Source organism: Brachybacterium sp. AOP42-C2-15 (assembly GCF_052377065.1).
GTDB lineage: Bacteria > Actinomycetota > Actinomycetes > Actinomycetales > Dermabacteraceae > Brachybacterium.
The window spans coordinates 1-12,375 of sequence record NZ_JBQSWK010000017.1 but is presented as its reverse complement, the minus strand read 5'-3'; the positions used below and the strand labels follow the sequence as shown (position 1 = coordinate 12,375).

At 68.6% G+C, this 12,375-nt stretch carries 13 protein-coding genes; 8 read left to right on the top strand and 5 right to left on the bottom strand.

What is annotated here, in order from left to right; translation table 11 throughout:
* Positions 1–84 precede the first annotated feature (84 nt).
* Positions 85–828 carry a gamma-glutamyl-gamma-aminobutyrate hydrolase family protein gene (locus ACT3SQ_RS10880; RefSeq protein ID WP_441444363.1) on the top strand — a complete coding sequence of 248 codons (744 nt, stop codon included), beginning with the start codon at positions 85–87 and terminating at the stop codon, positions 826–828.
* Positions 829–894: 66 nt separating this feature from the next.
* Positions 895–1,149: a hypothetical protein gene (locus tag ACT3SQ_RS10875; RefSeq protein WP_441444364.1), complete on the top strand. Its 255-nt coding sequence runs from the start codon at positions 895–897 to the stop codon at positions 1,147–1,149.
* A gap of 99 nt (positions 1,150–1,248) precedes the next feature.
* Here ACT3SQ_RS10875 and deoD read toward each other — a convergent pair whose 3' ends face one another.
* Positions 1,249–1,977 (bottom strand): purine-nucleoside phosphorylase, encoded by a 729-nt coding sequence (gene deoD / locus ACT3SQ_RS10870; protein WP_441444365.1) that lies wholly within the window; start codon positions 1,975–1,977, stop codon positions 1,249–1,251.
* Between the two features lie 139 nt (positions 1,978–2,116).
* On the opposite strand from deoD, the gene ACT3SQ_RS10865 reads away from it, so the two are divergent.
* A complete protein-coding gene (locus tag ACT3SQ_RS10865; protein ID WP_442331737.1) occupies positions 2,117–3,385 on the top strand; it encodes an MFS transporter in 1,269 nt (422 codons plus the stop codon).
* A gap of 143 nt (positions 3,386–3,528) precedes the next feature.
* On the opposite strand, the gene ACT3SQ_RS10860 is transcribed toward ACT3SQ_RS10865, so the two are convergent.
* A complete protein-coding gene (locus ACT3SQ_RS10860) occupies positions 3,529–4,164 on the bottom strand; it encodes an L-threonylcarbamoyladenylate synthase (RefSeq protein WP_441444367.1) in 636 nt (211 codons plus the stop codon).
* A 158-nt stretch (positions 4,165–4,322) separates the two neighbouring features.
* Positions 4,323–4,688: a DUF952 domain-containing protein gene (locus ACT3SQ_RS10855; protein WP_441444368.1), complete on the bottom strand. Its 366-nt coding sequence runs from the start codon at positions 4,686–4,688 to the stop codon at positions 4,323–4,325.
* A 24-nt stretch (positions 4,689–4,712) separates the two neighbouring features.
* Here ACT3SQ_RS10855 and ACT3SQ_RS10850 point away from each other — a divergent pair, with 24 nt between their 5' ends.
* The 4 genes from ACT3SQ_RS10850 to ACT3SQ_RS10835 are packed head-to-tail and all read left to right on the top strand — an operon-like array spanning position 4,713 to position 7,493.
* On the top strand, positions 4,713–5,081 hold the full coding sequence (locus tag ACT3SQ_RS10850; protein WP_441444369.1) for a GNAT family N-acetyltransferase: 369 nt from the start codon (positions 4,713–4,715) through the stop codon (positions 5,079–5,081).
* Positions 5,078–5,596: a low molecular weight protein-tyrosine-phosphatase gene (locus ACT3SQ_RS10845; RefSeq protein ID WP_441444370.1), complete on the top strand. Its 519-nt coding sequence runs from the start codon at positions 5,078–5,080 to the stop codon at positions 5,594–5,596. Before ACT3SQ_RS10850 ends, ACT3SQ_RS10845 begins: the two co-directional genes overlap by 4 nt.
* Positions 5,593–7,053 (top strand): amidase, encoded by a 1,461-nt coding sequence (locus tag ACT3SQ_RS10840; RefSeq protein WP_441444371.1) that lies wholly within the window; start codon positions 5,593–5,595, stop codon positions 7,051–7,053. Before ACT3SQ_RS10845 ends, ACT3SQ_RS10840 begins: the two co-directional genes overlap by 4 nt.
* Positions 7,050–7,493, top strand: a complete 444-nt coding sequence (locus tag ACT3SQ_RS10835; protein ID WP_441444372.1) for an RNA-binding S4 domain-containing protein — start codon at positions 7,050–7,052, stop codon at positions 7,491–7,493. The genes ACT3SQ_RS10840 and ACT3SQ_RS10835 overlap by 4 nt, the downstream gene beginning before the upstream one ends.
* A gap of 151 nt (positions 7,494–7,644) precedes the next feature.
* Here ACT3SQ_RS10835 and ACT3SQ_RS10830 read toward each other — a convergent pair whose 3' ends face one another.
* On the bottom strand, positions 7,645–9,042 hold the full coding sequence (locus ACT3SQ_RS10830; RefSeq protein ID WP_441444373.1) for a PrsW family intramembrane metalloprotease: 1,398 nt from the start codon (positions 9,040–9,042) through the stop codon (positions 7,645–7,647).
* Positions 9,043–9,348: 306 nt separating this feature from the next.
* On the opposite strand from ACT3SQ_RS10830, the gene clpB reads away from it, so the two are divergent.
* Entirely contained in the window at positions 9,349–12,015 is a 2,667-nt protein-coding gene (gene clpB, locus ACT3SQ_RS10825) for an ATP-dependent chaperone ClpB (protein ID WP_441444374.1), read from the top strand.
* A gap of 94 nt (positions 12,016–12,109) precedes the next feature.
* On the opposite strand, the gene ACT3SQ_RS10820 is transcribed toward clpB, so the two are convergent.
* Positions 12,110–12,375 (bottom strand): hypothetical protein (locus ACT3SQ_RS10820; RefSeq protein ID WP_444601131.1); only part of this gene is annotated, 266 nt, incomplete at its 5' end.

Here is a 12,375-nt window from a genome sequence, read left to right as displayed (position 1 = left end):
CCGCGATGCCGCCGGCGCGATGAACTGGGTCCAGTCGTCGACCGACGGCCCGGAACATCGCTCCTCTGCGGAAGGGACAACATCATGGCGCAGCGCACTCGTCGCCCGCTCATCGGCGTGACCGCGGGGACCCGCACGATGATGTCCGGCGCCTGGGCGGGCCATGATGCCGTGGCGGTCAACGAGCAGTACGTGCGTGCCCTGCGGGAAGCCGGTGCGCGACCCGTGATCATCGCCCCGCAGGACGAATGGAGCGACGAAGAGATCGCCGAGCTGGACGGCCTCGTTCTCACCGGCGGCACCGATCTCGATCCCACCGCCTGGGGCGAGGAGTCGCTCGCCACCGACATGACCCCAGACCCGGAGCGGGACGCCTTCGAGACGGCGCTGTACCGTGCCGCCCGACGCAATGACGTGCCGGTGCTCGGGATCTGCCGTGGCCTGCAGGTCATCGTCATCGCCGAGGGCGGGGAGCTCCACCGTCACCTGCCGACGGACCTGCCCGCCCATCCCACGACAGGTCTCGAGCCCAACCGCGTCGAGGCGCAGCTCGATGCGGCCAGCGACCTCGCCCTCGCGCTCGGCACCCGCGCCGAGGTCACTGCCTTCCACCACCAGGGGATCCGCACCGTCCGCGGCGATCTGCGGATCGTGGCCCGCCACGACAGCGGCCTGGCCCTCGCGGTCGAGGCGGAGCACGGATCGAGCGTGCTCGGCGTGCAGTGGCACCCCGAGATCGACGGCGAGGCGGGGCGCAGCATCTTCGAGAGCCTGCTCACGGCGATCCGCCACCGCGACACGGCCACGGTCACACCCTCCCTGGTCTAAGATGGGCAACGGTCGTCCGAGCCCCGTGTCGGACGCAGAGATCGGTGACACAGAGGAAGAGGCAGCATGAGCAACCAGCATGTCGCGGACGCGACCGATGCGCAGACGCATCAGGACGAGAACGTGACCTCGAAGGGCAACAACATCGTCCTATCGGTGGTGCTCTTCATCGTGCTCTTCGGGCTGTTCGCCGCCGGGCTCTACATGATGTCGATGATGCCGATGACCGAGCCCTCGGTCGGCCTCTTCGTCGGCGGCCTCGCGCTGTGCATGGTCGCGCTGTACGGCACCTTCGATCTGGTGCCGCGCTTCCTCTCCTGAGCTCCCCTGAAATTCCTCGTGCCCGGCGCCTCACGGCGGCCGGGCACGAGTCATTTCTGGCGGGAATCGCCGGCAGGGATGCTGTTCGAGGCGCGCCGCTCAGGCTATGGGGTGCGTCGTCTCCAGTCGCACGATCGATTCCAACGCCACCACGATCATGTCCTCGAAGGTCTCCTGACGTTCCTGCGCGCTCGTCTCCTCCCCGGTGAGGAGGTGATCCGAGACGGTGCAGAGAGCGAGCGCGCGGCGAGAGAACTGCGCGGCGAGGGTGTACAGAGCAGCAGCCTCCATCTCCACCCCGAGCACCCCGTATCCCGCCAGGATGCGGGTGGTCTCCGGATCAGGTGAGTAGAACTGGTCGGCGGAGTAGAGTCCGCCGGCGACCAGCGGCAGCATGCGGTCCTCGGCGATCTCGGCCGCAATCCGGGCCAGCGTGAAATCCGCGGCCGGAGCGAAGGAGACATAGCGGAAGCGCGGCACGTTCATCGCGGAATCCGTCGAGGCGGCCACGCCCAGGATCACGTCCCTCACGTTCACCGCCCCCGAGAGCGCGCCGCAGGTGCCGACTCGGATGATGGTCTGCACGTCGTAGTCGTCGAAGAGCTCCTGGGCATAGATCGCCATCGACGGCTGGCCCATGCCGGAACCCTGCGCGGAGACCCGGATCCCGCGGTAGGTGCCGGTGAAGCCCAGCATCCCCCGCACGTCGTTGTACTGGACGGGATCCTCGAGGAAGGTCTCGGCGATCCAGCGGGCGCGATAAGGATCCCCGGGCATCAGGACGTACGGGGCGATCTGGCCGGGGGAGGCACCGATGTGTGTCGACATGTTGCCAGCGTACGGCGCGGGTACGGCCCGGTGACGGAACGCAGAGCGGAACGCAGAGAAGGGCACGGTATGCCGGAAGCGGTGACCTGATCGCCACCCGTGGTGTGTTCCGGCGCGGTATGGCGCAGAATAGATGACCGTGAACGCTCACGATCCTCTGCTCGCCGCCTCTGCGCGCCCCGCCGTGCCGGCGTCGGTGCGACGAGCCCGCTGGGCCGTCTCCCTGATCTTCTTCCTCAACGGCGCTTCCTTCTGCGCGATCCTGCCCCGGTACCCGGAACTGGTGGAATCGATCGGGCTGAGCAACACCGCCTTCGGCCTCGCCATCGGCATCGGCCCTCTCGGTGGATTGCTGGCTGGCCTGTTCGCCGCCCGCCTGATGTCCCGCTTCGGCTCCGCCCGGGTGAGCGTGGTGCTGCAGGTGCTCGCATCTGTCTCGCATCTGGCGGTCTACGTCTCCGGGTCCTGGCTCTGGCTGACCTGCTCGCTGCTGCTGGCGACAGCAGCCGATGCGATCACGGACATCGCGATGAACGCCCATGGCATGCGGGTCGAGCGGCGCTATCGCCGCTCGATCATGAACAGCTACCACGGCTGGTGGTCGCTCGGAGCGGTGGTCGGCGGCCTGCTCGGCGCCGCCTGCGCACAGCTCGGCCTGCCGCTGTGGATCCAGGGAATCATCGGCATGATCGTGTTCGGCCTCCTCGCTGCCGCCTCGCTGCGCTTCATGCTGCCGGGCCCGGACAGCACCGAGCGCACGCCGGTCGCCTCCCCGTCGGCGTCCTCCGCCACAGAGGTTCCCGATGCGGCACCGACCGGCTTCCGCCTGGCCGGGATGAGCTTGCGAGCGCTCGGCCTGGTGACTGCACTGGGCATGGTCCTGGTGTTCGCGGGCTCCACCGAAGACGCCGGCAGCACCTGGGGTGCTCTGTTCATGCAGGACACGTTCGCGGCCACGCCCTTCCTGGCAGGTATGGCGTTCGTGGCCCTGCAGGGGGCGCAGACGATCGGCCGCTTCACCGGCGATGCCGTGGTGGACCGCCTGGGGGACCGGACGACCGCGCGGCTCGGTGGTGTGATCGCCATGGTGGGGATGAGCTTCGCCCTGCTGCTGCCCTCGCCGGTGACCGCGGTGATCGGCTTCGCCGCAGCAGGGTGGGGCGTGGCGACCCTCTTCCCCGCTGCCTATCGCGCTGCGGATGACCTTCCCGGGGTGCCCCATGGAGTCGGGATCACCGTGGTCGGCTGGTTCGCCCGCCTGGGATTCTTCCTCACCCCGCCATTGATCGGGGTGCTCGCCGACGCGATGACCCTGCGCTATGCCCTGTGGATGGTCCCGCTCTACGCCGTCGGGATCCTGCTGTTCTCCAGGGTGCTCAGCACTCGGAGCGTGAAGGCGGGTCACTGACGCTGATCGGCAGGGCAGGGCAGGGCGGGGCAGGGCAGACTAGAGCGCCGAGCCGGGCCCTCGGGACGCACGCGCACCCGGGACGCCCACATCGGGGCACGCGCGCCGGGCCGCACCCGCAGCCCCGCCGCGCCCGCCCTCGGTCAGAAGCGGCTGCTGTCCCCGGCACCTTCGCGGGCGATCACCAGGTCTCCGCCCGAGAGATCCACGACCGTGGTCGGCTCGATCCCGACCTCCCCGGAGTCGATGATCGCGTCCACCTGCTCGCCGAGAAGATCCTGGACCACCCAGGCCTCAGAGGGCGGATCCTCCTGCCCAGGCAGCAGCAGCGTCGAGGAGGCGATCGGCTCGCCGAGCGCCTCCACCAGCGCATGGGCCACGCGATGGTCCGGGATCCGCACCCCGACCGTGTGCTTCTTCGGATGGGCGAGCCTGCGCGGCACTTCTTTCGTGGCGGGGAGGATGAAGGTGTAGGCCCCCGGGGTCGCGTTCTTGACCAGCCGGAAGACCGGGTTCGAGACCAGCACGAACTGACCCAGCTGCGCGAAGTCTGCGCAGACCAGCGTGAAGTGATGATCCTTCCCCACCTGTCGGATCCGTCGGATCCGATCGAGCGCCTCGACATTGCCGAGGGTGCAGCCCAGGGCGTAGCAGGAATCGGTGGGATAGGCGATCAAGCCGCCTTCCTGCAGCACCGAGACCGCCTGCTCTATGAGCCGGGGCTGAGGATCCTCGGGATGGATGTCGAGATACTTCGCGGAGCGACGTGACCTGGCCATGCCCGATGGTACGCCGGGGCCTGACCGCACGTCGATCACGCTCGCAACCTTGTCGATCTGCCTCGCAGCGTTGTCGACCAGGCTCGCAGTCCTGTCGATCCGCTTCGCAGCCCGTCGAACAGGGCCGGGCACCGGCTGGGGCCGGTCGGCGCCGTGATTCAGGCGACGACGACGAACTCACGGCCGATCCATTTGGTGCGCCGCAGCCGCACCACGGCGTTCACGGGCAACGGTCCCTTGATATGGGGGTAACCGCGACCTTTGCCGTCCACATCCGCTTCGATGTCCACCGCGATGCCGGCGGCCTCCACTCGAGCCACGTCGATCTCCAGGATCACGAGATCCGAGGGACGATCCGGATAGACCCGCTTGGCGACCTTCGAGACCTGCTCCGGCCAGGACGCGTGCAGGAACCCTTCCTCGGCCAGGTCGCGGCCGCGGGTCGCGCGGGTGTAGGAGCCTGACCGAACGGCTGCCTCCCAGGTGGGCAGTTCGGTGATGTGCCAGATCAGGGGCGGAGGCATGACCGGCAGTGTACCGTGACCGGCATGGATGAGACCTCCGCCGGACCTGGCGCGGTGCGCCTGGTCCACGATGATGACCGTGACCGTTATGAGGCACTCGACGGCGATGAGCTGGTCGCTGTCCTCGCCTATGGCGACGAGGATCTGCCACCGGGTGCCGGAGACGGCCTCGGGGTACAGGTGCGGGATCTCCGCTCGACCGTCGTCGCTCCCGAGCGCTCGGGTCAGGGCATCGGCTCCGCGATCGTGCGCTACGCCCTGGACGATATCCGCGGCCAAGGGCTGAATATCCGCCCCACGTGCTGGTTCGTCAAGGGATGGATCGACCGCCACCCCGACTATGCCGACCTGCTGGAGAACCCGGCCCCCGTTCGCGACCAGGAGGGCCGATGACATACCGGATCCTGACCGTTTGCACGGGCAACATCTGTCGCTCGCCGATGGCCGAGTACGCCCTGCGCGAGGCCCTGGACCAGGCCGGCCTCGGCGACCGCGCCGAGGTCGCCTCCGTGGGCACCACCGGGTGGGAGGTGGGAAATCCGATCGATCCGCGGGCCGGCGACCTGCTGCGCCGTCATGGCATCGATGCGGTCAGCCATCGCGCACGCCAGCTTGATGAGCAGGAGCTGCACCGCGCCGACCTCGTGCTCGCTCTCGACCATGACCATGTCGGGCCGCTCCAGCGCGTGCTCGGTCGCGAGCAGGCCGACAGGACGGTCCGGATGGTGCGGGACTTCGCGCCGGCTCCGGTCGAGGACACGGGCATCCGTGACCCCTGGTACGGCGACGAGAGCGACTTCGAGATCACCTGGGAGCAGATCGACGAGGCGCTGGGCGGCATCATCGACCATGTCAGCGCCCAGCTCGATGCCGGCGCGCGCTCGGTCGACTCTCGGGAGCAGCGATGAATGCCGCGGAGCCGCGCGGCGCGCTCGAGACGGCCGCCGCCCTGCGCAGCGGAGAGCTCGACGTCCTCGAGCTCGCCGAACGGACTCTCGAGGCGGCCCGCGGCGTCGGTGCCGAGACCGGCGCGTTCGCCCACCTGCTCGAGGACCTCACCCGGGAACAGGCTCGGACCGTCTCCGAGCGGCTCGCCGACGCGCGTCGCAGCGGTCGAGAAGCGGACCTCGCCGCTCAGCTGCCGCTGCTCGGGGTGCCGCTGCCGATCAAGGACCTGACCCAGGTCGCCGGCGCCCCCTTCGAGGCCGGCAGCGCCGCCCTCGCGGGCAACATCGCGACCGTGACCGACGGCGTGGCACAGAAGATCCTCGATGCCGGCACCCTCACCATCGGCAAGACCACGACGCCGGAGTTCGGCATGCCCTGCTACACCGAGCCGGCGACCGGCGCGCCCGCCCGGACCCCCTGGGATCTGCGCCGCACCGCCGGCGGTTCGAGCGGGGGAGCGGCCGCTGCGGTCGCCTCCGGCGTGGTGCCCCTCGCGCATGGCTCCGACGGCGGGGGATCCGTCCGGATCCCTGCGGCGTGCTGCGGCATCGTGGGCGTGAAGCCCTCCCGCGGCGTGGTCTCACCCGGGCCGTACGGCAGCGAAGGGATGGGCCTGGGCACCGACGGTGTGCTCGCGCGCAGCGTGCGGGATGCGGCCGCCGGGCTGGACCTCATCGCCGGGCCGCGCACGGGAGACTTCACCCCCTCGCGCGCCTCAGAACGCTCCTACCTCGCCCGCCTCGAGGAGGACTCCCAGGCTCTGGCCCCGCTGCGGATCGCCGTGCTGCGGGAGCCGCTGGCCGCGGAGACCGAGGTGCATCCGGCCGCTCTGCGGGGACTCGAGCGTGCCCTCGAGGTCCTGCACGGGCTCGGCCATGAGACCGTCGAGATCCGAGCCCCATTCACCCCTGAGGACTGGAAGTCCTTCATGCCGCTGTGGTCCGTCGGGGCGGCGTCGATTCCCTTGACCTCTGCGCAGGAGGGGAAGCTGCTCGAGCTGACCCGCTGGCTGCGCGAACGCGGCCGCAGCTACAGCGGCGTGGATCTGGCGCTGGCGTTCTCCGGGGTCCAGTCGCTCTCCCGGCGCACTCTGGAGGAGTTCGCTCCGTTCGATCTGGTCATCACCCCCACTCTGGCCGCACCCCCCGCCTTCCCTGCAGAGCTCCAGCTCTCCGACGGCGAGGCGGACTTCTTCGCCCAGTGCGCGTTCACCCCGTGGACCAGCACCTGGAACATGCTCGGCACCGCCGCCGTCTCGGTCCCGATCCATCGGGAGATGATCGACGGCGGAGAGCTGCCCTTCGGCGTGCAGCTGGCAGCCACTCGGCCGGGCGACGAGCCGCTCCTGCTCGCGGTCGCCGCGCAGCTCGAGGCTCACGACCCGTGGCCGCTGGTGCGCGTGCCGCAGCACGCATGAGCACTCCCACGGAAGGGGCTGGGTCGCTGGAAGGAGCCGGGCCGCAGACCGTCCGACTCGACGTCTGGCTGTGGAGCGCCCGCCTGATGCCCACCCGTTCGGCGGCGACCGCGGCGTGCCGCGGCGGTCATGTGCGGCGCAACGGTGAACCGGCCAAGGCGGCCCAGAAGATCGTGGTCGGGGATGAGCTGAGGGTGCGCTCCCCGGGGCGTGAGCGGGTCGTAGTCATCACCCGGATCCTCACCAAGCGGGTGGGTGCCCCGATCGCTCGCACCGTCTATGAGGACCACAGCCCGGAGCCGCCGCCGCAGCTCGCTGCCGCCCCGCCCCGGAGGGAGCGCGGTACCGGCAGGCCCACCAAACGGGAGCGTCGACAGTTCGACCGGTTGCGAGGACGTGACTCCACAGGCGGCGACGACGAGCACGACCCCCGGCACTGAAAGCTCCGGACCTGAGATCCGGTCGTGAGGCCCGGTCCTGAGCCCCAGTGAGCACGCGGCTTGAGCACAGGGCTTCCGCATGACGAGGGCCCCGCGTCGATGACGCGGGGCCCTGGTGGCTCCCGTCCGGTGCGCGAGCGCCCGGTTCAGATCAGCGTGCGGAGGAGAGCAGCTCGTGGCGGTTGGAGGTCAGCCGGCTGAGCAGGTTCCGCTCGATCTCGACGACCTTGGGATTCGCGCCGTCGGCGAGCAGCCGCTGACGGATCGAAGCGAGGTCGGCGCTCTCCCGGATGAACCGCTTCATCACCGGTTTGGCACCGATCTGCTCCGCCCAGCGCTTGCCCTCGCGCCGTCCCTTCCAGGTCGCGAGCATGTCGACTTCCTCGTGGGTGAGCCAGCCCTGGTTGGCGTAGTCACCCAGACGGACTCGGGTCAGCCTGGATTCATCCCAGATCAACGCCACGATCGTGATCAGCCATATCAGTGAGAGCAGCGCCTTGGCGCCGTACATCAGCAGCAGGATCGGGATCCCGCCGCCGAGACCGGCGAAGAAGTTCCATGCCGCATGGATCAGCATCCCGGGGATCAGCGCGGGGATGAACACCAGGAAGCCCATGATGGTGCCCCACTTGCGCGCCACGAAGCCGACGATGATGCCCGTGAGCGAGGTGTAGATCGCGTGGCCGAAGATGTTCATCACCCCGCGCAGGATGAACATGAACAGCACGCCCCCGGCGCCCATGCTCTCCAGCCCGCGGGTGTAGTAGATGATGTTCTCGGTGAAGGCGAAGCCGCCGCCGATCAGGGCGCCGTAGATCAGGCCGTCCAGCGGCCCGTTGAAGTAGCGGCGTGCGAGCACCATCAGCAGCAGCAGTCCGAGGCCCTTGGTGGTCTCCTCGACCAGCGGCGCGCTGATCACCGGGCCAGCAAAGGCCACCGCTGCTTCGCTGCCGGTGACCAGGAAGACCAGCAGCGAGTTCAGCGTGTTCAGGATGTAGCTGAGACCGGCGGCGATCGCTGCTCCCCAGAACACCGCGATGATCAGCAGGGGCAGCGGCTGGGGATCCCAGCGGTCCGCCAGGAACATGATCCCCGCGATGACGAGCAGGGAGATCCCTGCGAGGAAGGCCGTGACCGGCCACCAGATCGGGCTCGAGCTCGCAGTCATCACGAACTCGAGGAAGAACCAGCCCAGGACCACCAGCACGAAGAAGCCGAGCACCACCAGCGCGAGCCACACCATGATGCTCACAGCCGGCAGCCGGGTGGCGTTCTGCGCGACCTCCTGCACCCGACGGGTCTGGGTGGACCAGGCCGACTGCGGCTGGGCCTGGTCGGGTCGTTGGATCTGCGCAGGAGCGAAACGGGCAGCGGTGAGGCCCGACGCCGGCCGCACCGAAGTGTCATAGGCGCGCGGGTTGCCGTAGTCGATATAGCGCGGCTGCGACTGGAACGACGGAGATCCGGGCGCGGAGTTCGTGGCACCGGGGCGCGGGCGCCCGTTGGGCATGTACTGGCCGCCAGGCTGCTGGTAGGGGGGCTGGGACATGAGGGCCTCTGTTTTCGCGGCAGGGGTGTCAGGTATCGCTGTGCGGCTCGTGGTCGACGTCGGTTCCCCTGGACGGACGAGTCACGGTGCCAGTGCGATGCTACAGGTGTGTGATCCCATTCTCGCGGAGAGGCCCGGGCTGTGGAAGGCCGTTGTGGATGACGACTGGCGGATGCCCGGAGGGTCCTCCGTCCGAAGTTCCTTGAGTGACGAAAGTTCTTAGAGTTGAGCGGAATAGACTCAACTTGGTTGACGTTGATCTGATCGAACGCCTCATACGACCGAAGCGCCCAGGAGAGGAGCATCGTGGAATTCCAGTTCACCACCCGCTCGCAGGAAGCTGTCACCGCGGCTGCGGAGAAGGCTGTCGAGCTCGGCAACCCGCAGATCAGCTCGATGCACCTGTTGTGGGCCCTGGCCGACCAGGACAACGGCATCGGCCGTGCCGCCCTGGACGCAGCCGGCGCCGATCCGCTCGAGGTGGTCCGGCGCGCCGCGCAGGCGATCGACTCGCTGCCGCGAACCAGCGGAGGCTCTTCGCCCACCTTCGTCGGCACCGGATTCGATGCGCTCGAGGCGGCCCGGCGCGAGGCGGACACCGCCCGCCGCACCTACCTGTCCACCGAGCATCTGATGATCGGCATCGCTCTCGGCAAGGACGCCGCCGCGCGGCTGCTCGCCGCCGCCGGAGCGACCCCTCAAGCACTTCGCGATGCCGTCACCCAGCTGACCCCAGGAGATGATCGAATGAACCAGATGGATTCGCAGAACCCCGAGGGCACCTTCAAGAGCCTCGAGAAGTTCGGGGTGGACCTCACCGAGCTCGCCCGCGAGGGTCGGCTGGATCCGGTGATCGGCCGAGACACCGAGATCCGCCGCGTCGTGCAGGTGCTCTCGCGCCGCACCAAGAACAACCCGGTGCTGATCGGCGAGCCCGGCGTCGGCAAAACCGCCGTGGTCGAGGGTCTGGCCCAGCGCATCGTCGCGGGCGATGTCCCTGACTCCCTGCGCGGGAAGCGGCTGGTCTCGCTGGACCTCTCCTCGATGGTCGCGGGGTCGAAGTACCGCGGTGAGTTCGAGGAGCGCATGAAGGCGGTCCTGGACGAGATCCGCACCAGCAACGGTCAGATCGTCACCTTCATCGACGAGCTCCATACGGTGGTCGGCGCGGGCGGCTCCGGCGACGGCTCGATGGATGCCGGCAACATGCTCAAGCCGATGCTGGCCCGCGGCGAGCTGCGGATGGTCGGGGCGACCACCCTGGACGAGTACCGCGAGAACATCGAGAAGGACCCCGCGCTCGAGCGGCGCTTCCAGCAGGTGTTCGTGGGGGAGCCGAGCGTCGAGGACACCGTGACGATCCTGCGCGGGCTCAAGGACAAGTACGAGGCGCACCACAAGGTCACCATCACCGACTCTGCCCTGGTGGCCGCAGCGACCCTCTCCTCGCGCTACATCTCGGGCCGGCAGCTGCCGGACAAGGCCATCGACCTGGTCGACGAGGCCGCCTCCCGCCAGCGGATGGAGCTGGACTCCTCCCCGGAGGAGCTGGACATCCTGCGCCGTCAGGTGGACCGGCTGAAGATGGAGGAGCTCGCGCTCTCCGGCAGCGAGGATCCCGGAAGCATCGCCAGGCTCGAATCCGTGCGCTCCCAGCTCGCCGACCGCACCGAGCAGATGGAGGAGCTCTCGGCACGCTGGGAGCGGGAGAAGGCCGGTCTGAACCTGGTCGGCGACCTCAAGGCACAGCTCGAGCAGCTGCGCATGCAGGCCGATCGGGCTCAGCGCGAAGGCGACCTCACCGCTGCCTCGAAGATCCTCTACGGCGACATCCCGGCGCTCAAGGATCAGCTGCGTGAGGCAGAGGAGCAGGAGGCAGGCATCGCCGGCGAGCAGGAACGGCCGATGGTCGCCGACCACGTGAGCCCCGATGACATCGCCGATGTCGTCTCCGCCTGGACCGGAATCCCTGCCGGTCGCCTGTTGCAGGGCGAGACCGAGAAGCTCCTGCAGATGGAGGAGATCATCGGTCAGCGGCTGATCGGACAGGCCCGTGCCGTCGGCGAGGTCTCGGATGCGGTGCGCCGAGCGCGCGCCGGCATCTCCGACCCTGACCGTCCCACCGGCTCCTTCCTCTTCCTGGGGCCCACGGGGGTGGGCAAGACCGAGCTCGCCAAGGCGCTCGCGGAGTTCCTCTTCGATGATGAGCGGGCGATGATCCGCATCGACATGTCGGAGTACTCCGAGAAGCACACCGTGGCGCGGCTGATGGGTGCCCCTCCGGGCTATGTCGGCTACGACGAGGGCGGCCAGCTCACCGAGGCCGTTCGCCGCAGGCCGTACTCGGTGGTGCTGCTCGATGAGATCGAGAAGGCCCACCCCGATGTGTTCGACGTGCTGCTGCAGGTTCTCGACGACGGCCGGCTCACCGACGGCCAGGGACGGACCGTGGACTTCCGCTCCACGATCATGATCCTCACCTCGAACCTGGGCGCCCATGCGCTCCAGGACCAGCTGCTCGACGAGAAGGAGAAGCACGAACGGGTGATGCAGGTGGTGCGGGCCTCCTTCAAGCCGGAGTTCCTCAACCGCCTGGACGACATCGTCATGTTCGACGCCCTGGATCGCGAGCAGCTCACCAGCATCGTCACCCTGCAGATCCAGGAGGTCGCCGCACGGCTGCGGGACCGTCGCATCTCCCTCGAGGTGGACGAGGCCGCAACCCGCTGGCTCGCTGCGGAGGGCTTCGACCCGATGTACGGGGCGCGACCCCTCAAGCGCCTGGTGCAGAAGGAGATCGGCGACGGGCTGGCCCGGCTGATCCTGAAGGGCGAGGTGCACGACGGTCAGCGTGTAGAGGTCGGCGTGCGTGAGGATGAAGCCGGGTTGGATCTTGCTATTGCCGAAGATCTCACGGCCGAAGTCAGCGGCTCCGAGGTGAATGCGAGCGGGGCTTCAGCCGCAGGGGGTTGATCGGATAGTCGCCTGGGCGGTGTCATTCTGTACAAAGAAGACACCGCCCAATGGCGTCCGGCAGAATTCACGGGGCGCAACCGACTTCGTGTGATCAGTTCCCAAACAACGCGTCGGCGGCTGCGGTCATATGCTGGGATGCGAAGGTTTCAGGTGCGAGGAGCATGTGCGCGCCAACAGCTCCGGCACCTGTTCCAGAGGTGATGATGTTGCGCCCTGTGCTTCCCTCCGCCATGCCGAGTTCGTCCGATACTTTCGACCCAATGGATTCGCCGAGTCGTGCGGTGTGAGTATCGCTGGCGAAGTTGCCGCTCGTCTCCATCCATGATCGATTACCTGGCAGCTGTCCATCGGTAAAGT